Origin of the sequence: Thermogemmatispora onikobensis, from assembly GCF_001748285.1 — a bacterium.
Taxonomy (GTDB): domain Bacteria; phylum Chloroflexota; class Ktedonobacteria; order Ktedonobacterales; family Ktedonobacteraceae; genus Thermogemmatispora; species Thermogemmatispora onikobensis.
On sequence record NZ_BDGT01000012.1, the window covers coordinates 80,159 to 99,215 of the forward strand.

Annotated in this window: 16 protein-coding genes; 5 read left to right on the plus strand and 11 right to left on the minus strand. The window is 62.9% G+C overall.

Annotation, left to right across the window (positions count from 1 at the left end; translation table 11 throughout):
* Positions 1-21: 21 nt before the first annotated feature.
* Positions 22-2,841 carry an endopeptidase La gene (lon, locus tag BGC09_RS07640; RefSeq protein WP_218103988.1) on the minus strand — a complete coding sequence of 940 codons (2,820 nt, stop codon included), beginning with the start codon at positions 2,839-2,841 and terminating at the stop codon, positions 22-24.
* 74 nt (positions 2,842-2,915) lie between these two features.
* Complete coding sequence (locus tag BGC09_RS07645; protein WP_081838977.1) at positions 2,916-3,398, minus strand: Hsp20/alpha crystallin family protein; 483 nt, start codon at positions 3,396-3,398, stop codon at positions 2,916-2,918.
* A 1,303-nt stretch (positions 3,399-4,701) separates the two neighbouring features.
* Between BGC09_RS07645 and BGC09_RS07655 the strand changes: the two genes are divergently transcribed.
* The gene (locus tag BGC09_RS07655) at positions 4,702-5,289 is read left to right on the plus strand and encodes a hypothetical protein (protein WP_141727679.1); all 588 of its coding nucleotides are present in this window, start codon (positions 4,702-4,704) and stop codon (positions 5,287-5,289) included.
* Between the two features lie 576 nt (positions 5,290-5,865).
* Here the strand turns inward: BGC09_RS07655 and BGC09_RS07660 are convergent.
* The 9 genes from BGC09_RS07660 to BGC09_RS07700 form a co-directional block, all read right to left on the minus strand.
* Positions 5,866-6,324 (minus strand): hypothetical protein, encoded by a 459-nt coding sequence (locus tag BGC09_RS07660; protein WP_069803295.1) that lies wholly within the window; start codon positions 6,322-6,324, stop codon positions 5,866-5,868.
* 366 nt (positions 6,325-6,690) lie between these two features.
* A complete protein-coding gene (menA, locus tag BGC09_RS07665) occupies positions 6,691-7,950 on the minus strand; it encodes a 1,4-dihydroxy-2-naphthoate octaprenyltransferase (RefSeq protein ID WP_069803296.1) in 1,260 nt (419 codons plus the stop codon).
* A 227-nt stretch (positions 7,951-8,177) separates the two neighbouring features.
* Positions 8,178-8,831 (minus strand): translin family protein, encoded by a 654-nt coding sequence (locus BGC09_RS07670; protein ID WP_069803297.1) that lies wholly within the window; start codon positions 8,829-8,831, stop codon positions 8,178-8,180.
* A 218-nt stretch (positions 8,832-9,049) separates the two neighbouring features.
* Positions 9,050-9,448, minus strand: a complete 399-nt coding sequence (locus BGC09_RS07675) for a hypothetical protein (protein WP_141727680.1) — start codon at positions 9,446-9,448, stop codon at positions 9,050-9,052.
* A gap of 343 nt (positions 9,449-9,791) precedes the next feature.
* A complete protein-coding gene (locus BGC09_RS07680; protein WP_069803299.1) occupies positions 9,792-10,157 on the minus strand; it encodes a translation initiation factor in 366 nt (121 codons plus the stop codon).
* Positions 10,158-10,219: 62 nt separating this feature from the next.
* Positions 10,220-11,110, minus strand: coding sequence for a metal ABC transporter permease (locus tag BGC09_RS07685; protein WP_069803300.1), 891 nt, complete (start codon positions 11,108-11,110; stop codon positions 10,220-10,222).
* A 39-nt stretch (positions 11,111-11,149) separates the two neighbouring features.
* A complete protein-coding gene (locus BGC09_RS07690) occupies positions 11,150-12,028 on the minus strand; it encodes a metal ABC transporter permease (protein WP_069803301.1) in 879 nt (292 codons plus the stop codon).
* 63 nt (positions 12,029-12,091) lie between these two features.
* Complete coding sequence (locus BGC09_RS07695) at positions 12,092-12,949, minus strand: metal ABC transporter ATP-binding protein (RefSeq protein WP_218103989.1); 858 nt, start codon at positions 12,947-12,949, stop codon at positions 12,092-12,094.
* A gap of 107 nt (positions 12,950-13,056) precedes the next feature.
* Positions 13,057-13,992: a metal ABC transporter solute-binding protein, Zn/Mn family gene (locus tag BGC09_RS07700; protein ID WP_069803302.1), complete on the minus strand. Its 936-nt coding sequence runs from the start codon at positions 13,990-13,992 to the stop codon at positions 13,057-13,059.
* 418 nt (positions 13,993-14,410) lie between these two features.
* Between BGC09_RS07700 and BGC09_RS07705 the strand changes: the two genes are divergently transcribed.
* The 4 genes from BGC09_RS07705 (at position 14,411) to hemH (ending at position 18,874) form a co-directional block, all read left to right on the plus strand.
* Positions 14,411-15,550, plus strand: a complete 1,140-nt coding sequence (locus tag BGC09_RS07705; protein WP_069803303.1) for a dipeptidase — start codon at positions 14,411-14,413, stop codon at positions 15,548-15,550.
* A 39-nt stretch (positions 15,551-15,589) separates the two neighbouring features.
* Positions 15,590-16,375, plus strand: a complete 786-nt coding sequence (locus BGC09_RS07710) for a class I SAM-dependent methyltransferase (protein ID WP_069803304.1) — start codon at positions 15,590-15,592, stop codon at positions 16,373-16,375.
* A 200-nt stretch (positions 16,376-16,575) separates the two neighbouring features.
* Positions 16,576-17,667 (plus strand): uroporphyrinogen decarboxylase, encoded by a 1,092-nt coding sequence (gene hemE / locus BGC09_RS07715; RefSeq protein WP_084658119.1) that lies wholly within the window; start codon positions 16,576-16,578, stop codon positions 17,665-17,667.
* A 220-nt stretch (positions 17,668-17,887) separates the two neighbouring features.
* Positions 17,888-18,874 (plus strand): ferrochelatase, encoded by a 987-nt coding sequence (gene hemH / locus BGC09_RS07720; RefSeq protein WP_069803305.1) that lies wholly within the window; start codon positions 17,888-17,890, stop codon positions 18,872-18,874.
* Positions 18,875-19,057: the final 183 nt, after the last annotated feature.

Genomic DNA, 19,057 nt, shown 5'->3' on the forward strand with positions numbered 1-19,057 from the left:
TCTGGAAGCGTAAGAGCGCGCTCATGTGGCGCGGACGACGGCCTCCTCCGCGGCCTGTGGGCCGGTCTGGTCCTGGCTGCGGTCCTGGTCGCCCTCTTTCTTGCCCGAAATGCTCTCAGAGCGAGGAGCGGGCAGGCCACCCTCCAGGGCCACATCCAGCACCTGCTTGATATCATCGACAAAGACAAACTCCATCTGCTCACGCAGCTCGCGCGGCAGATCTTCCAGCAGATCCTGCTCGTTCTTGCGTGGCAGAATCACCGTGTGGATGCCGGAGCGGTAGGCGGCCAGCACCTTCTCCTTGACGCCGCCGATGGGCATCACGCGCCCGCGCAGCGTAATCTCGCCCGTCATCGCCACATCCGAGCGCACCTTGCGCCCGCTGGCCAGAGAGACCAGGACCGTTGCCATCGTCACGCCCGCCGACGGTCCATCCTTGGGGATAGCTCCCGCGGGAACGTGGATGTGCACGGCCTGATTCTCGAAAACATTGTTGGGCAGACCCAGCGCGGCGGCGTTCGAGCGCACGTAACTGAGAGCCGCCATAGCTGACTCCTTCATCACATCGCCCAGTTGTCCTGTCAGGATCAGCTGACTCTCCTTGCTGGGCATCACTGCGGCCTCAACAAAGATGATCTCGCCGCCGACAGGGGTCCAGCTCAGGCCAGTAGCGATGCCGGGCCGGTCGATGCGCTCGGCGGCCTCCTCGAAGAAGCGCCAGCGGCCCAGATACTCGGTCAGCTGCTCCGTCGTGATATGGATCGGAGCCTGGCGCCCCTCAGCGATCTGGCGCGCAGCCTTGCGGCAGAGCGTCCCGATCTCCCGCTCCAGATTGCGCACGCCTGCCTCGCGCGTATAGCCGCGGATAATGTGGCGGATCACCTCATCGTCGACGATCAGCTCATCCGGGCGCAAACCGTTAGCCGCGATCTGCTTGGGCAGCAGATAATTGCGGGCGATATGCATCTTCTGTTCCTCGGTATAGCCCGAAAGCTCCAGGATCTCCATGCGGTCCCGCAGCGGCGCGGGGATCGGCTCCAGCGAGTTGGCCGTCGCGATGAAGAAGACCTTCGACAGATCGAAAGGCAGGTCCAGATAGTTATCGCGGAAATTGTAGTTTTGCTCTGGGTCAAGCACCTCCAGCAGAGCAGAAGAAGGGTCGCCGCGCCAATCGGCCCCGACCTTATCGACCTCGTCGAGCATAATCACTGGATCATTGGTTTCGACGCGACGCAGAGTCTGGATGATGCGCCCGGGCATGGCCCCGATATAGGTGCGACGGTGGCCGCGGATCTCGGCCTCGTCGCGGATGCCGCCCAGGGACATACGCGCGAACTTGCGTCCCAGAGCGCGAGCGATCGACTGGCCCAGGGAGGTCTTGCCGACGCCTGGTGGACCGACGAAGCAGAGGATTGGCTCACGGTTGAGCTGACGATTGGCCTCGCCCGAATGCAGCGGCTGCGTTGGGCGGCGCTTATCGGTCTCGCCCTCCGCCGCGGCCTCGGCGGCCTCCTCCTCGCGTCTGGCTCGCTCGGCCATGCGCTCCTCCTTCAGGCGGCGCACGGCCAGGTATTCCAGAATGCGCTCCTTGATCTTCTCCAGATCGTAGTGGTCCTCATCGAGGACCTGGCGCGCCTTCTGGACATCGATCGTCTGGCCAGTGCTCTTGCTCCAGGGGAGGCTGACCAGCAGCTCAAGGTAGGTGCGGATAATGCTGTACTCGGGCGAGACCGTGGGCAGCTTCTCCAGACGCGACAGCTCGCGGTTGGCCTCCTTGAGGGCCTCCTCGGGCATTTTGGCCTCTTCGATTTTGGCGCGCAGCTCATTGATGGTAGCCTGCTCTTCGCTCTCCTCGCCCAATTCACGCTGAATGGCCTTCAGCTGTTCGCGCAGGAGATACTCGCGCTGCATCTTATTCATCTCTTCCTGGGCCCGGCTCTGGATCTTGCGGCCCAGTTCGAAGATCTCCAGCTCGTGGGCGAGGAAGCTGCTCAGCTCCTTGAGTTTGGCGCGCACCGAGTCAAGCTCCAGCAGCTTCTGACGGAGCTGCAGGTCCATCTGGACGAAGGTCGCGATCAGGTAGACCACCTGGCGCGGCTCTTCCAGGTTGAGGTTAGCGGCAGCGGCGGCCTCCGGCACATTTTGGACCAGAGCGACCATGCGCTGGAAGTAGCTGACCACATTGCGCTTGATGGCCTCGGTCTCAGTGTCGTTCTCCTGGATGTCAGGTCGGAGGGTCACACGCGCCTTCAGGTAGGGCTTTTCCTGAACGAACTCGCCGATGGTCACACGCTCCAGCCCTTTGACAATGATATGGATCGTGCCATCGGGCATGCGAATCATGCGTTCCACGCGCGAGACCGTACCGATCTTGAAGATGTCATCCGGCCCGGCCTGCTCGATTTCCGCCGATCGCTGAGCCACCAGTACGACCAGGCGATTGCCCGGCATGATATCGTTGATCAAGCGAATCGAGCGCTCCTGACCAACCGCCAGCGGCTGCATGGCGAAAGGATAGACCACGACATCTTTCAGGGGAAGGACCGGCAGGATTTCAGGGATCGAGAGCCGCTCCTCGTCGTCGTCCTCCTCCCGCTCATCGTAGTAGTGGTGATGGTGGGAGCGTTCTTCGCGGGAGGGTTCGAGATCGTCATCGATCGCGCGCCGCTGACGCCGCCGCGGCTTCTGGCGTGTGGAGGGCGAGCTGGCAGTGGCCTCTCCTCGCCTGCCACGAGCCGGGCGCCGCCGCGCAGGAGCACTTTTCGCCTGAGTCTCCTCTTCGTCTTGTCTCTCCTGAACCTGTTCTTCCTCTTCTTCTTCTTCGACCGCCTGCTCAGGCATAAGCCCGCGCTTCTTCTGATCCTTTTCCATAAACCTTTCTCAGTCAGTAGTTCGTTCGGTTCATTCGCTAATTGCTACTTCTCCGTGGCACTCTGCCGAACCTGGACGCGCTGAGGCTCGCTGCGGGTCGCGGGCAGCTTGGGCAACGTGACCCAGAGAAAACCATTTTCATAGCGTGCCGTCACTGCCTCGCGATCGATAGGCGAGGGAATGAAGACCTCGACGCGAAAAGGTCCATAGCGGATCTGCGCCTCCTGATAGGAGAGGTTCTCGCGGTCCTCATTGTCATCTCGCCGCTCGCCGCTGACCACCAGCGCATCTTCGTAGAGTGTAACGTTAATCTCATCCTCTGACATTCCGGCAAGCTCTATCTTCACGACGACCTGCTCCGCCGATTCGCGTATATCAGCAGGAGGGCGCCAGACCTCCGAGTGTTGGAGAAGCGCCTGCTGGCTCTGCCAGAGAACTTCCTGCAACAACTGGCGATAGTGGCGTTGCAGTTGTTGCCCCGACCCATCGATATAGCGATAGGTCACCGAGCGGTAGCGCATCCGCATACTGGTTACCTCGTTTCACTCTCCTCAAACGGATCGTGAGGCGTGACCTACATGCAACGTCCTTGCGTGTTAGTGACGACTGGTGGACGTCGTCAGGCTCTGTGTCGATTCCTGGCCGTCTGTCCCTTCGTCCAGCCGGTCGCCTGTCCTGGTCTGGCTCCCTCCATCCCGGGTTGGCTCTCGGTTTCGTGAAGTGCTCTCTCTCTGAGCTTGCGTGTCGCTGACTGGTCGGTTGCTGGTCTGCCTGCTAGAAGGGTCAAGCGAGCCAGGCAAACTGACGGTCAACCGCGAGCGAACTGGCAGGTTTGGCTCCGCCTCGCGCCTTGCCTGTCCTCGTCCCAGAGCAGGGAGCCTGGCTTTCTGCTTCGGCCCTGGCCTTACTCGCTCGCTCCCGTTGCCTTCTCCCTCCCTTCCCCCCTTCCTCCTTCCCTCTCCTGGTCACCGATGCTGCTGACTTGTTGGCTCGATACCTGCCGACCTGTTTGACTGACTGACTGACTGACTGACTGCTTGTTTGATTGATGCCCCACCTGTCTGCCTGATTGGCTGGCCTGGCCTGGCCTGGCTGGCTGGCTGAGCATCCCGCCCGGCCCCTGGTTGTTATAATCTGCTCTGCGATCCTATCTCTCGGGCGAGGAAGATGGAGAGGGGAAGAGCGAAGATGTCCCGTTCAGCCCCGTAGACGCTACTCATGCTGACTACAGCAGAGGAAGATCTTTTTCGCCGCTGGCCAGCGCCTTCTGACACTCCGGGCAGAGGTATTCATATTCTGAATGGCTCTCTGAGAGGACGTCGCTCTGGATGATGCGCGCGTAGCGCAGACGTGTTGCCTTATTACACCTGGAGCAGTTGACATATGTATCCGATATTGCAGTCCTTCTGGTCCCAAGGATGTCTTCCTGCATGACCGACACATGCCTTTCTTTCTGCTTCAAAGGTCACAATCACCCGGTAGCAGCGTGGGCCAGGGCTGCGTGGCGCACAGCTGTCGGCTTGGCTCTGCGCTCTTGGCCTGACCCCCTCACGGGAGCGGAGTGTGTGCGTATGGGCAGGCGTGCCTTCCCATCTGCAGGCCAGGGCAGTCGTTCTGGCCGCCTGGCCTTTTTGATTATGGCATGCGGGCGCGAAAATTGCAAGGTGGTTTGACGTCTTCATGGCGATATGCTACTATGTCTCTTAGGCTTCATTTATTTTTCGTGCGTTTTCAAAAGGTTAGCAGGCAACTCAGCAGCTATCAGGCGCGTCTTTCCTGGTTGGTTAGCCGGGCGCGGCCAGCGCCCTGATATGAATAGAGGGCACTCCCATGATCGCGCGAAAACTCTCTCAATGGCTGGCTCGATTGTTTGCATGGTGGCCCGGGAGAAAACGGCGCTCCCAGATGGTGGCGGCGGAAGCGAGTGGGGCCTCCAGCGCTCACGCACTGACGCCGCGTCAGCCTCCGTTGCCGGGCACGCCCACCTCCACTTCGCCGTCGGCGCCGGCCAGTGGTTTGGCCTCGCAAGCCGGTCCTTCGTCTCGCTACTCGTTCCTTCTTGAGGGCCAGGATCTCTTCTTGCCGCCGAAGCTGACAGCTCCGCCCGGTGCGCTCGGTGGGTTGCCGTCTCTTGATTATAGCCTGTACGGTTTCCCCTCTCCTCTGGCTGATCCTCATCGCTCCCTGAGCGAGCGTCTTCGGTGGATCTGGGAGAACGATCCCTTCTCCTCCGGTGAGGTCTCAGCAGAGGAGGAGACTCAGACGGGGGCAGAGGGCGGTGAGCTGGGCGACTCCTCTCCTGCTGCCCTCCTCCAGCAGCGCCGTCTGGAGTTCCTGCGCTATCTGGTGAAGCGCGGCCTTGTGAACGAGGGCTTTGATCAGGAGAATCTCCCCGAACAGTATCGTGGTCTTCCCTGAGCCGGGCCGGGCCTGCCTGCTCTTGCCAGGGAAAGTGCGGGTACCTGTTCCTCCCTCTCTGCACCAGGTGTTGCAGGGTGGCAGAGTGTGGTGATTGGTGATCTGGGCCTGGCTCGCCGGCCCGGCAAGGGTGCTGTTTGCCCGCGCCGCAGGGGCCAGCGGAAGGAGAAGATGGTCTGAATTGCGCTGGTAGTCCTCTTCTCTTCTCCTCCGCAGAGTCTCAGGCTGCTCTTTGCTGGTCCAGTCCAGTTGAGCTGCGGGGCTCGATGGGCGCTCTTTTTCCTCTCCAGCCAGGGGTGGCAGACTGCTGGACTCCAGATTCTGGCTGCTACTCTACGCTTGCTGATGATACTGGTGAGATGGCGGAGGCTGGCGCCGCGCGGCGAGCACGCGGCTGGCGCAGATGGTCTGCCAGGTGGTGAGTGGGTAGCAGGACAGCAGGGCTGCAGGATGGCACATGAGTAAGCGAGCGATCGCTTTGTCAGCTGTCGGAGAGCAGAGGTCTGCGATCAAGATCGGACGGACCTCGCTCCCTGGGTTGGCGGCGTGGCAAAGCGGTCGCGTGCTTCTTTCGGCTTAGTCTTCGATGGCTGTCTCGCTGAGGCGCAGGACCAGGCGACAGAAATGGAGCATCGCCGCGGCGAACTCGAGATAGGTCTCATCGCTGGGTGCAGCGTGTGGACCAGGTGAGGCGCGTCGGCGTAAGGCCCGGAGCACAACCATGACGTCTTCCTTCAAGGAGGCATCGAGATCCCCGCTCTGCATCAGACGGATGACCTGGGCCACAATGGAGTCGACTTCACGGCGCATCAGGCGCAGTTCTGTTAGCCAGGCATCCTCGTCGGCGGGTGGGGGAGCATCGTCGTCCCATGTGGGGACCGGCAGGGTCTTGCTCTCCTCATTGTCCTGTCTGACCTCGCTGTAGCTCGCACGTTGGTTGGCCTGGAGGTGAGTATGGGAGTCCAATGCTGCGCCTTCGAGCGTTACCCCCAGCTCACGCAGTAGCTCGGCTAGTTCTTGTTCCCAGCCAGCCATGGGACACCTCCTTCTGAAATAACCGCCAGGACGTCCTTGACACAACCAAAGTGTAGCACAGTGTATCACCCCTGTAAATGGGTTGAATGGGCTGAGGCGCTGAGGTGCTGAGACACTGAGGCGCTGAGGTGCTGAGGCACTGAGGCACTGAGAGACGGAAGAGAGTTGCGAGCCGTGCCGGGGTGGGCGGAGCCTGCTTCGAGACTTGAGAGGCAGCAGCGGAAGATGGTGGGGGAGAGGTGAGGAAGGCAACGGCTGGCTGGCTGGCGAAACTGTGGAAGAAGAGCAGGCTGGCGCCGGGTTCGCTTCGTCCCTGGCTCGGAAGGAGGGAAGAAGGGAGGAGGGGAACCCGGCGCCCGGACCGGCTCAGGGCAAGGCCAGAGAAGGCACCTGGGGGAGAATGGGCAGGATCGCGGAAAGGAGCAGGGCCACGACGAGCAGGGCGACAAACCAGGCCTCTAACTTGAGCATGTCACGGAGAACAAGATGGAGGCCGGAAGCAAGATCGGTGCGCAGGATACCGCTCACTACAACAACCAGGATCGGCAAGGTCCAGAGGGCGATGAGAACCAGGTGAGGCGCGTTGTGAGGGAGACCGATGAGGAGCAGGACAAGATAGGCGCCTCCCAGGAGGGCCAGGAAGAGGGTCCGGTTAAGACCAAGGCCCAGGGTGTTGGCCAGGGTGTGCTTGCCGGCCTGGGCATCGTCCTCAACGTCGCGCATGTCGTTGACGTGTACGAAGGCGGCGGCCAACAGACCCGGCATCAGGCTGTAGAGAAGAGCCTCGCTGTTAAGCTGGGCCTGCTGCAGGTAGTAGGCTCCCAGGGTGATGAGTGGACCATAGATACAGAAGGCGACCGGCAGGCCGAGCATGAGTGAGGAGAGGGCTCGCTTCGTGGCGCTGTAGAAGTAGGCGGCCAGCAACCCCAGCAGACCGAAGAGGAGCAGCGCCCAGCCAGAGGCGAGGGCGAGCAGCAGGCCCAGCAGCGCGCCACCAGCCAGAAGGACCAGGCCAAGGACCAGGACGCGCGTGGGCTTGATTAAACCTTGCTGGATGAGCTTACCCGGCCCCAGGGTGTTGCTGGTGTCGATCCCGCGCAAGTAGTCGTAGTAGTCATTGATGAGATTGGCCCCAAGCTGCAGGAGCACTACAGCCAGCAATCCCAGCAGGAGACGCTGGGGATGCCATTGCCCCAGCCCTAAAAGCCCACGCAGGCTAAGAATGTGCGCCAACGCGAGAACGCCGCCCAGCAGGAACGGCATGACGCACAGGACGAGATAATGGGGACGCATGCCTTCCCACCAGAGGCGCAACCACTCGCTGACACTGCGCCGATACTCCGCCGGCTGCGCCACCAACGGGGTCGGCGTGCTGACCGCTTCGCCAGCTTCGACCGAGTGCACCGAGACCTCGGGCTGCAGGGTGCTGAGGGTCTGTAGCGACCCCAGGGGAATGGTGGGAACCTCTTCTGCCTGCACCGACTCGGCAGTCACGATCTGTGAACTGGCTTTGACTTCGTTCTCGCGTTGTTTCCCTTTGCCATTGCTGATAGAATCGCTATGCTGCTCTGCAGTCTCTAGCTCTTTTGCAGGCTGCTCTTTGTTCGTAAGCTCTTGCTGCGACATATGCCCCCCTTTTGCTGCGCACGTGCCACTGGCTCCGGCGGCGCACCATCGGGTCTCTTATTAATATGAAGAAAAAGACAGAAAGACGATAGACGATAACAGCTGCTATAGAAGATGGCTGCTCTCGGTCTGGCTGCTCAGTTGCTGTAGGCGGAAAGGCGGCCTGCAAGCTGAGCCGGTGACGCCTTCGTCACTGTTAGTATACAACCTGCCGGCCAATCGGCACATCACGAAGGTGTCGTCCCGTTCTTGTGGAGCGCGACCAATAGCTCGCTGATCTTTCCCTCAAGCTGCGCCTGTCGCACTGCGACGGTGAGGTCGCCGCGCGTCTTCTCTAAGATCGCGCGTGCGGTGTCGGTGGTACGGCGCAGGCCACCGGTGATGGCATCGGGGAAGTCGATGGTGATCAGCAGGGCGTAGATGTCGTCCATGTGCTGCAGGAGCTGCTCACATTCGGCAAGCCAGCCGTGGCGCAGGCGATCCAGGACGTAGCGCCGCAGCTCCCCGACGGCCTCTCCCAGGCCATTGAGATAGGGCGCCCAATCGATCTTGAGGCTCTGCGGATGGGGCAAGGCTCTCCCCTGGACCAGGGCCAGGAAGGCCGCGGCCTCGGCATATTCTTTCTGGGCATCCTGGACGAAGCCGGCGTAGAAGACATCCGGTTGCTCTCGCAGATCCGTGCCGATCTGGGCGAGTAGCTCCGCCGCCCTGGCAAGCAGCTCCTCGGCAGCGGCAAATTCCCGCCGGTGGGCCGCACGGATGCTGTTGGCGCAGTAGCGGATCAAGGTGCGCGCACGCGGCAGCGCTTGCTCACGCGCGGTGTTTTTCTGGCTGAGATAGTTGAGCGCTTCTTGACCAAGGGTCTCAAGGTTCTCTATCATGGCGTTTCCCTTTGCAGACCTCTTTTCGAATATTGCCAGTGTACCATAGATCGATATGCCTGGCATCTTCTCGTGGTTGCAGAGAGCAAAAAATCCCACTCGTCCAGCCTCTGCGGCCAGGCGAGTGGGCTGCTGTCTCAGGCGACGATGCTCGGTCTGCTCTGCCGCCGCCGCTCCAACCAGGGCGCGCGGGCCTGCCGTCTCCGCTCCGTCGCTGCCTAGACCAGGCGGGTCACTTCGATCTCCGGGGGAAACCGCATCTGGTCCAGGTCCCCGGCCCAGAAGAGTTGCTTCATGATCTCGGCTACGGCGTAGAGGAGGTGCTGCTGGCTGACCTCGCGGTTGCGCTCGAAGGTCGCGCTGCCGCGGTAGCTGGCGAGGTTGCGAAACCAGGTATTGATACCTGTCCGCCCGCTCAGGCGCACCAGGTAGACTTCCATCTTCAAGGCCCCGTATTCGACGGGAACGATGATGCGCAGCTGCGGCTCGTGCTCAATGATGTCCAGGCGATAGAAGACGCCGTAGTGATCGCGCGATGCCTGGAAGATGGAGACTTCGGGCACCTCGCTCTCTGCCCCTTCGTGCTCCTCATAAGGCTCCGGTTGCTGCTGTTCCATGGTCACTCCTAGGTTGGCCAGCAAACTCTCCAGCTGTTCGTGAATGTTCATGGCTATGCGCTTCCCCTTCCTCTTTGCAGCATACTCATTCGGCAATGGCGCGCTCGGACGTCCTTGGGCGCGGCGGCTGGCTGCGCGCTCTCTCTGATTCTGAGATTCTGAATTGAGACCGCCTCGCTTACTCTCTTTTTCTTTGAGGCTGACGCAAAAACGGAACTCGCTTTGACACGCTGCTCTCGGTGCTTGAAAAGCTCTTTATGCCACTCTTGACGCTACGCTGGCCGGCAAGGAAGGGGGGGAGGAGCAGACAGGGCTGTGGGAATGCTCTCCCCAGGCGGGAAACTTAGCCGCCGGCCCGTTTGGCGCGGTAGCCGAGCTGTTGCAGGTGCGCCAGGATCTTGTCGCGGTGATCTCCCTGAATTTCGATGGTGCCGTCCTTGACGGTTCCCCCGGCTCCGCAGAGGCGCTTGAGGTCGCGGGCGAGCGTCTCTAGCCCGGCCTGACTGACGGGCAGGCCACGGATCACGGTGACCGTTTTGCCGCCGCGCTGGGCCCGTTCGCGACTGACATGGACGCCTCCGCCGCTGGGAGCGCTGGTCGAGGCTGCCTGGTTCCCGCTCTCGCAGCGGCACTGGCGATAGGGCTGGTGGCAGACGGGACAATGGGTGACTCGTCCGCCGTCGGTGCTGTAGACGAGACGATCTGGCATGGCTCTTTACTCTTCCTTTCTTGTCTGGTCTTACTGACTCGCTGCTGTTTCTGGGGGGCCTCTCAGGCGGCGGTGCGTCGTCCCTTGCAGGGATGGGCGGGCTGGGCCGGAACGCGGGGGGCACGACGCTGGCGCAGGTGGGCGATGAGGGAGGCGCCGGCATAGCAGCAGGTGGCCAGGGTGGCGATGCAGAAGCTGGCTGGCAGGCGCTGGCCTGGTCCCAGGAAGGCGATGAGCAGTCCGCCCCAGGTGCAGCCCAGGCCCAGGAGGGTGGCCAGCAGGAGGGCGCCCACTGGTGAGGAACTCAGGCGCCCGGCGGCGGCGGCTGGGGCGACCAGGAGGGCGAAGACGAGCAGGACGCCGATGACGAGCACGGAGATGGCTGTGGCCAGCGCGAGGAGCAGCAGGAACAGGACGGAGAGCAGGCGCACAGGAACGCCTCGCGCCGCAGCGACCTCGGGATCAATGGAGGCAAAGAGCAGCGGTCGGTAGAGGATGAGCAGGGCCAGGCTACACCCGAGGGTACAGGCCAGGCTGAGCCAGACGTCCTCACGGCTGACGCTGAGGATGGAGCCGAAGAGAATGCCGACCCCAGCGCTGGCATGGCTACCGCTGCTGGATGCGTAGAGGCTGAGAAAGAGAACTCCCAGTCCCAGGGCAAAGGAGAGCACCATGCCGATCTCGATGTCGCGTCCGCGCAGGCGCTCCCCCAGCAGGCCAATGATGAAGGCCGCCAGCAGGCTGAGGACGAGCATGCCGGGCAGGGGACTGAGGCCGAGCAGGGCGGCCCCTGTGGCTCCTGTGAAGCCGATGTCTGTCAGCGCCTCACCGGCGAAGGTTTGGGCTCGCAGGATGAGGAAATAGCCAACCAGAGCGGCGGCAATGGCGACGCAGCCGCCGGCCAGGAAGGCGTTCTGGATAAATTCATGCTGCCAGAGCGTGACAATGTTCATGTTCTTGATGCTCCTCTCTCTTGGCGCTGGTGCCTTGCGTTACCGCGCGCTGGCCTGCTGTGAGAGGCCCGCGCCGGGGGCCGGGGCCGATAACGAGTCAGGCCGCAGCCGCCGTCGCTGCCAGCGCGGGGCGATGAGGCGCACGGGGAGATAGATGATGAAGGAGAGGAAGGCGATGAAGAAGCTGACGGGAATGGTGCCGCTGAGCACAGCCAGGAGGATGCCCAGCCAGGTGTAGAGCAGCCCCAGGAGGATGGCCAGCAGGATGACCGCCCCCGGTCGCAGGGCCAGTCGCCCGGCAGTGGCCACCGGGCCGACGAGCAGGGTGAAAACGAGCAGTGCGCCGACGATCTGGACGGCGATGGCGATGGCCAGGGCCACGAGTACAAGGAAGACGACTGCGAGCAGGCGTACGGGAACGCCGCGCGCTTCAGCAACTTCGGGGTCGTAGGAGCTAAAGAGGAGGGGTCGAAAGAGCAGCAGGATGCTGACCAGGATCAGCAGGCTTACGCCAAAACTGAGCAGGACGTCGAGACGGCTGATGCCGAGGATGGTGCCAAAGAGGATACTGTAGACGCGCTCGGCGTAGCCGCTGTAGAGGGAGAGGAAGAGCAGGCCCAGGGCGAGGGCAAAGGCCATGAGGATGCCGATGGCCAGGTCGCGCTCGCGCAGGTTGCGCCCGAGCAGGCCAATGCCGATGGCTGCCCCAATGGTGAAGGCGAGCAGGCCCAGAAGCGGGTCGAGACCGAGCAGAACAGCGCCAGCGGCTCCCGCGAAGCCGATGTTGGGCAGGGCGTGACCGGCAAAGGTCAGGCCGCGCAGCAGCAGAAAGTAGCCGGTGACGGCAGCTACAATGGCGATGCAGGTCCCGGCGAGAAAAGCATTTTGGATGAAAGGATAGCTCAATAGACTGACCATGACGCTTCCACTCCTTCTGTCCTTAGTTCCTCCGCTTGTGCTTGCTGCGTGCTGGCCGCTGGCTTAAATGTCAACGCCGACGACAAAGAGCCGCCCCAGGGCCTCGACGACTTCGACGGGGGCACCATAGAGGGCGCTCAGGGTGGCGCTGGTGATGACCTGCTCCGGTTTACCGATGGCGGCATGCCCGCGCGCCAGATAGAGGACGCGGTCGATAACCGGCAGCAGGGGATTGACGTCGTGAGAGACGAGTAAGACGGTCATGCCGCGCGTGCGACAGAGCCGGGCGATGAGGGCGATGATCTCCTGCTCGTGGCTGAGGTCGAGGTTGGAAAGGGGTTCGTCGAGCAGGAGCAGGCGCGGCTGACTGAGCAGGGCCTGGGCGATGAGCAGGCGCTGCTGCTCGCCGCCCGATAGGTAGGCCACGGGCATGTCGGCCAGCTCGCGGGCGTCGACCTCGGCCAGGGCTTCCTCGATGATGGCCTGACGCCTGCGCCCGCCGGAGGTGAGCCAGCCCGGCCCCCAGCGGTGGCCGTCGAGGCCGAAGCCGACGAGGTCACGTGCGCGCAGACTGAGGGCCCCCTCAAGCGTGCGGTGCTGGGGGGCGTAGCCAATGAGCCGGTTGCCGCGGCGCGGCGCCTGCCCAAAGAGGCGGACGCTGCCCGCATTGGGCCGGACCAGCCCGAGCAACACCTTGAGGAGGGTACTTTTGCCGGCCCCGTTCGGCCCCAGCACCGCAATGAATTCGCCCGGGCTGATGCTAAAGCTGACCTCCTGCAGAATGCTTCTCCCTCCCAGGCAGACACTGACCCTCTCCAGTTCGATGACGGGTCCGAGGATCATCTCCTGACTCTCCCTCCCTCTTGAGGAAGAGGCCTGCGGCGCCAGGCCAGGACGCTGGTCGTACTGAGTGCTGCTCACTGTGCGCTCCTTTCCTGTTCTATTCCACTTTGCCTGATCCACTGCTGACTCCGGCGCTCCGGCCATGAGCCGAGATGGGCCGGGCTCATGACGGCTCGCCCGCTCGCTTAAGCCGCCTGGGCCTTCTGCAGAGCTGTCTCCAGGGCATTGAGCTGGTCAAGCATCCACGTCTGATACGTTTTGCCTGGCGGCATGGTCTCGCTCACCGGAACTACGGGAATCTGATGCGCCAGAGCTTCGCTGCGCACCTTTGTCGTGATGGCCGTGGCGGTCTGTTCATTATAAATCAAAACTCTGATGCGATGCTGCTGGATCTGGCTCTCGACGGTGACAACGCTGCTGGCCGGGGGATCGTTGCCTTCGGCGATGGCCTTCTGAAAGTCAATGGGGGTGAGGACGTTGAGGCCCATGAGTGTGGTCTGATAGAGAAAGATGGTTTCGGTGAGGCCGATCGGGGTGCCAGCGTAGCGCGCTTTGATTTCGGCAAGTTTGTTGGTGATCTGCTCGAGCGAGCTGAGGAACTGCTGCAGGTTCTGCTTGTAGTCGCTGGCGTGGGGCGGATCAAGCTGCTGCAGGGCTTGGGCAATGGCGCGCGCGATGGCGGCGATGTCAGTAGGACTGTACCAGACATGCTCGTTATCTTCTAACTTGATGGGCGCCAGCTCGTAGCCCTTGAGGACGATGCGCCCTTGTTGGGGCGCTGCCGCCAGCAGATGATCGATCCAGCTGTCGTAGCCGCCGCCGTTGGCAATGACGAGCCTGGCCTGTGCCACGGCTACGGCGTTCTGAACGTTGCTTTCGTATTCATGCGGGTCGATATTGGGATCGCTGAGAATGCTGGTGACGGTGACATGATCACCGCCAAGCTGGCGCGCAATATCCCCGTAGAAGTTCTCCGCCGCTACGACGGCGAGCTTGCCCGCGCTGTCCCCGCTGCTGCCGCTGAGGGTGCCTGCGCTGCAGGCGCTCCCCAACAGGCTGATGAGTAGAAATAGTCCGACGGCGAGCAAAAAGCGCGCCGCGCGGCTCCTGGTCTGATGCATGCCGCTTGCTCCTCCCTCACCACAAGCCCTCGGCGAGCTTGCGGCGTTATTGATACAGCATCTCTCTTACTGAGGAGCATACCACAATGAAGAGATTGCTGTCAATGAGATAGTGTCTCAACAAGCGGGCGCTGTGGCGGGAGAGGCGGCGGAGCAGGTGGGCGAGAGCTGCTGCGCCAGCGCCAGTGCCAGCGCCAGGGCGGCCTTGCTCTGCTGGGGGCCAGGCTTGCTTCTCGACAGCGCCGGCTGGTGTAGCGTATCATGAGGCCGTGGCCGAGAGCGATCCTGTCCTGTCCGGCCCGGCCCTGCCCTGGGCGCTGTTCCTGACGGGGGGAGCGGGGGTCTGTCTGGCGAGAGGCGCGCAGGGGCTGGACTGCTCGGCCAGGTTGCTACATTGGAGAGGAAGCGAAAGCGAGTCATGTTCATTGTTGATGCGCATCAAGACATTGCCTACAATGCTCTGGAGTGGGGGCGTGATCTGCGGCGGTCGGTGGCCGAGACGCGGGCGCTGGAGGCACGCGAGCACCCCGATTACTGTCGCGAGGATGCCCAGGGGGGCATCTGCATGGTGGGCTTGCCGGAGCTGCGTCGTGGCGGCGTCGCTATTGTCTTCGGTACCCTCTTCGCCTATCCCCTGGTGGGGGTGGGCAAAGGCGTTAATCCGCGCTATCGGCTCACCCAGAGCTATCGTGATCCAGATGGAGCCTGGCGGGTGGCGCGTGAGCAACTGGACTACTATCGCCGGCTGGCGCAGGAGGCCGGGGTCTGGTTGCTGCTCACTCAGGAGGATCTGGAGCGCTTCATTGGGGCCTGGTCGCAGAGCAATGGGGCTGATCCGCAGCGTCCCTTTGGTATTGTGCCGTTGATGGAGGGAGCCGATGCGGTGCGCCGGCCCGAGGAGGCGGAGGACTGGTTTGCGGCGGGTCTGCGTGTGTTGGGTCTGGCCTGGGCGCATGGCTCGCGCTACTGCGGCGGCAATGGGCGGCCTGGCCCTTTGACGCCGGAAGGGCGCCGCCTCTTGCACCACATGCAGCGCGTCGGGCTGGTGCTCGATACTAGCCATCTGGCCGAAGAGAGCTTCTGGCAGGCTTTGGAGCAGTTCGAGGGGACGGTCATTGCCAGCCATAGCAACTGCCGCGCTTTGGTCGATAGCCCGCGCCATCTCAGCGATGCCATGATTCGCGCTATTGCGGAGCGCGGCGGCGTCATTGGCATTGCGCCGATCAATCCGTTCCTCTACACGCACTGGAAGCGCAGCCAGCCTTTTGCGGTCTCGCTGCGCCGCGTGGTGGAGCATATCGATCATGTCTGTCAGTTGACGGGCAGCGCCAACCATGTGGGGATCGGCAGCGATCTCGATGGTGGCTTGGGGCGCGATGAGGCGCCGGAGGAGCTGGAGACGGTGGCCGATTTTCCTCGCCTGGCGGAAGCGCTGGCGGCGGCTGGCTATGCCCAGGAGGATGTTGTGCGCATTATGGGCGGCAATTGGTTGCGCTTGCTGGAGCGCGTCTTGCCTCGGGCTGCTGATGCTCAGTTGCAGCCGACTGATAAAGGATAATGGTGATGGCTCTGCTTGTTGAATAGAGGAGAGACCTTGATGGGTGATCCGTTCGTCCCGGATGAAGAGCGCCTGAAGCGCTTTCAAGATTGGGGCCTGGTCAGGTACTACCATTTGCGTCCTCCTTATCCGCCGGAGACCTTCGCGATCCTCAGCGAGTTGATCGTGGATGAGCCGCGCGCGGTGCTTGATCTGGGCTGCGGCATTGGGAATCTCGCTCGCCCGCTGGCAGCCCTGGCCGCGGTGGAGCGCGTCGATGCGGTCGATGTCTCGCTGGCCATGTTGGAGCGGGCCAGGGAGCTGCCGGGCGGCGATGCGCCGGCGATTCGCTGGTTGTATGGGCGGGCGGAAGATGTGGTCCTGGCGCCGCCCTATGCGCTGGTGACGGCGGGCATGTGTCTCCATTTGATGGATTGGGGGCGGGTCCTGCCTCGTCTGGCGCGGGCGCTGACGCCGCGGGGCCTGCTGGCGGTTCTCGATCTGCAGCAGCTTTTGCCCTGGCGGCAGGAGTACCGCCAGATTCGCCGGCGTTTTGCCAGTCCGCCGTCCTGGCCGGAGCTGCCTCTGGTTGCTGAGATGGAGAAGCGCGGGCTATTTCGTCTGCTTGGTGAGCGCCAGACGGCGCCGCTGCTGATGCAGCAGACGATTGAGGATCATATTGCCGCTCAGTATGCTTACAGTTCGCTGGCGGGGCTGGATGGCGAGCAGCGGGCCGGTTTTGAGCGGGAGATGCGGGAGCTGCTGGCGCCCTTTGCGCGGGATGGGGTGCTGCGCTTCGAGGTGGTGGCGACGATTGCCTGGGGCCGACCCTGCCCTGGGGACTGAGATGGCCTCTCCCTGCTGTCAGAGGAGTTACGAAAATCTCACAATCTGGTAGAATGCGGTAGAGATTTTTGCAAAATTTGCCGCCGTCCTGTCTTTCACGCTATCATATGACATGGCAAAAAGGCGCGGGGGGGTCCCGGTCTCCCCGCTTCATCCTGGCAAGAAAGGACTCCCTTTTTTCGGGATAGCGTTAGTTTCCTATGCAGACCGAACAAGAGCATCAATCGCAGGTGGGAGGCGTGGGGCCGGCGGCCTCGACGGGTCTGGCGCGTTTTCTGGCGGCCTGTCGCAGGGAGCAGCCGGATGCCACCCCGGTCTGGTTTATGCGCCAGGCCGGGCGCTGCCTTGCCGAGTACCGCGAGCTACGCAAGCGCTACGATATCCTCACGATGGCCAAGACGCCCGAGCTTTGTGCCCAGGTGACGCTGATGCCGGTCGAGCAGCTCGGGGTTGATGCGGCGGTTCTCTATGCTGACATTATGCTGCCGATGGAGGGCATGGGGGTCTCGCTGGAGATCCAGCCGGAGATTGGTCCCATCATTCATCATCCGATTCGTACTATGAGCGATGTGGCGGCCCTGCAGGTGCGCGAGCCGGAGGAGGCCACACCTTTTGTGCTCGAGGCGGTGCGTCTGGTAGGGCGCGAGCTGGAGGGGAAGAAGGCGGTGATTGGCTTCTCGGGGGCGCCTTTTACGCTGGCCTGCTATTTGATCGAGGGGCGCCCGTCGCGCGATTATACCCAGGCCAAGGCGGTGATGTACGGGCAGCCGGCCCTCTGGCATGCCCTGATGGAGAAGCTAACCGAGGTGGTGACGCGCTATCTGCTCGGGCAGATTCGCGCCGGGGTGACGGCGGTCCAGCTCTTCGATAGCTGGGTGGGCGCGCTTGGGCCAGAGGCCTATCGACGCTATGTGCTCCCGTACAGCCAGCGCATCTTTGCGGCGGTCAGGGAGACGGGGACGCCGAGCATTCATTTCGGGACGGGCAACGCTGCGCTCTTGGAGCTGTTGGCCGAGGCGGGGGGCGATGTGATCAGCGTGGACTGGCGGGTCAATCTTGATGCGGCCTGGGAGCGCATTGGCTACGAGCGCGGTATTCAGGGCAATCTTGATCCGGTGCTGCTCCTGGCGCCCTGGGAGATTCTTGAAGAGGGGGCGCGCGATGTGCTGCGTCGGGCGGCTGGTCGGCCCGGTCACATTTTTAATCTGGGGCATGGTGTGCCTGCCGAGGCCGATCCGGCTGTGCTGCGCCGGCTCGTCGATTTTGTACATGAGGAGACGCGCCGCCGCTGATGGGAGGAGCCGGGCCGGGTATTGGCGCCTGGGGTCAGGCATTCAGCGGCCCGTTCCCCGCTGGTTGCGTTCCTGGCTGGCCCGTCGGCTGGCTGGTGAGCATGGCGGCTGGGGAATGCTTGTGGCTCCCGCTCTGGCGGGGCCGAGACCAGGTGAAGAGAGAGCTGAGATCTGGAGATCTGGAGACCTATCTCAAGAGAAGAGAGAGGAATAGACTGCAATGGAGAGCGTCAAGCGTGTCGGCGTGGTCTTGATGACCTATGGTTCGCCGGCCACTCTCGATGACGTTGAGACCTATATGACGAATGTGCGGGGCGGGCGCAAGCCTGAGCCGGATCTGGTTGAGGAGTTCCGGCGCCGTTATGAGCTGATTGGCGGTTCGCCGCTGGTTCAGATTACGCAGCAGCAGGCGGCGGCGCTGGAGGAGGAGCTGAATCGGCGTCATCCGGCTGGGCCGTGCTTTCAGGTGGTGGCGGGGATGCGCTTCTCGCCGCCGTTTGTGGCCGAAGTGGTGCCCGAGGCGGCGGCGGAGGCCCAGGCGCTGATCGGGCTGATCATGTCGCCGCAGTATTCGCCGATCATTATGGGCGGCTACGTGAGGGCGCTCAAGGAGGCGGCGGCGCACCTGGGGCGCTCCGATCTGCTGGTGAAGGTGGCTGAGGACTGGCATCTGCAGCCCGATTTTATCGAGGCGCTGGCGGGGCGGGTGAGCCAGGCCCTGGATCGCTTCCCGCCGGAGGTGCGGGCGCGGGTGCCGGTGCTCTTTACGGCCCATAGTATGCCAAAGCGCGTGGTGGATGGGGAGCCGGGCTACATTGCGGCCCTCAAGGAGACGGCGGCGGCGGTGGCCGAGCGGGTGGGACTGCCAGCGGAGCGCTGGCTCTTCTGCTACCAGAGCGCCGGCCATACGCCGGAGGAGTGGCTGAAGCCGGATTTTGCCGATGTGATGCCGGAGCTGAAGGCGGCGGGCCATACGCATGTTTTGATGGCGCCGGTGCAGTTTCTGGCCGATCATCTGGAGATCCTCTACGATATCGATGTGGGGGCGCGGGAGCAGGCCGAGCAGGCCGGGCTGCAGTTTGCGCGTATTGAGTCTCTGAATGTAGAGCCACACTTTATTGCGGCGCTGGCGTCGGTGGTAGAGGAGACATTGCAGGCGGCGCTCGATGAGCTACCGTCGGCGACGGCTCAGGCTCAGGTGGGTTGAGTGCGCTAGACTGGCTGTGTTGAGTGTGTGAGCCGGGTCGGTGGGGCACCGGAGGCATCGGGGGCATCGGGGCCAGCAGGGCGGCAGACCCGTGTTAGCCCTCTGCCTCTGCTGGTGCTCTCGCTTGACCCGGCTTTTGCGTTCATTTCTTCCTCTGGAGAAGGGATTTTCATGAGTTTTTCT

What these genes read in the sequence shown, in the direction of transcription:
- BGC09_RS07685 (WP_069803300.1), bottom strand. Translation starts at nt 11,110, where the DNA reads ATGAACATTGTCACGCTCTGGCAGCATGAATTTATCCAGAACGCCTTC.
- BGC09_RS07655 (WP_141727679.1), top strand. Translation starts at nt 4,702, where the DNA reads ATGATCGCGCGAAAACTCTCTCAATGGCTGGCTCGATTGTTTGCATGG.
- menA (WP_069803296.1), bottom strand. Translation starts at nt 7,950, where the DNA reads ATGTCGCAGCAAGAGCTTACGAACAAAGAGCAGCCTGCAAAAGAGCTA.
- BGC09_RS07660 (WP_069803295.1), bottom strand. Translation starts at nt 6,324, where the DNA reads ATGGCTGGCTGGGAACAAGAACTAGCCGAGCTACTGCGTGAGCTGGGG.
- hemE (WP_084658119.1), top strand. Translation starts at nt 16,576, where the DNA reads ATGCAGACCGAACAAGAGCATCAATCGCAGGTGGGAGGCGTGGGGCCG.
- BGC09_RS07705 (WP_069803303.1), top strand. Translation starts at nt 14,411, where the DNA reads ATGTTCATTGTTGATGCGCATCAAGACATTGCCTACAATGCTCTGGAG.
- BGC09_RS07670 (WP_069803297.1), bottom strand. Translation starts at nt 8,831, where the DNA reads ATGATAGAGAACCTTGAGACCCTTGGTCAAGAAGCGCTCAACTATCTC.
- hemH (WP_069803305.1), top strand. Translation starts at nt 17,888, where the DNA reads ATGGAGAGCGTCAAGCGTGTCGGCGTGGTCTTGATGACCTATGGTTCG.
- lon (WP_218103988.1), bottom strand. Translation starts at nt 2,841, where the DNA reads ATGCCTGAGCAGGCGGTCGAAGAAGAAGAAGAGGAAGAACAGGTTCAG.
- BGC09_RS07710 (WP_069803304.1), top strand. Translation starts at nt 15,590, where the DNA reads ATGGGTGATCCGTTCGTCCCGGATGAAGAGCGCCTGAAGCGCTTTCAA.
- BGC09_RS07645 (WP_081838977.1), bottom strand. Translation starts at nt 3,398, where the DNA reads ATGCGGATGCGCTACCGCTCGGTGACCTATCGCTATATCGATGGGTCG.
- BGC09_RS07675 (WP_141727680.1), bottom strand. Translation starts at nt 9,448, where the DNA reads ATGGAACAGCAGCAACCGGAGCCTTATGAGGAGCACGAAGGGGCAGAG.
- BGC09_RS07700 (WP_069803302.1), bottom strand. Translation starts at nt 13,992, where the DNA reads ATGCATCAGACCAGGAGCCGCGCGGCGCGCTTTTTGCTCGCCGTCGGA.
- BGC09_RS07690 (WP_069803301.1), bottom strand. Translation starts at nt 12,028, where the DNA reads ATGGTCAGTCTATTGAGCTATCCTTTCATCCAAAATGCTTTTCTCGCC.
- BGC09_RS07680 (WP_069803299.1), bottom strand. Translation starts at nt 10,157, where the DNA reads ATGCCAGATCGTCTCGTCTACAGCACCGACGGCGGACGAGTCACCCAT.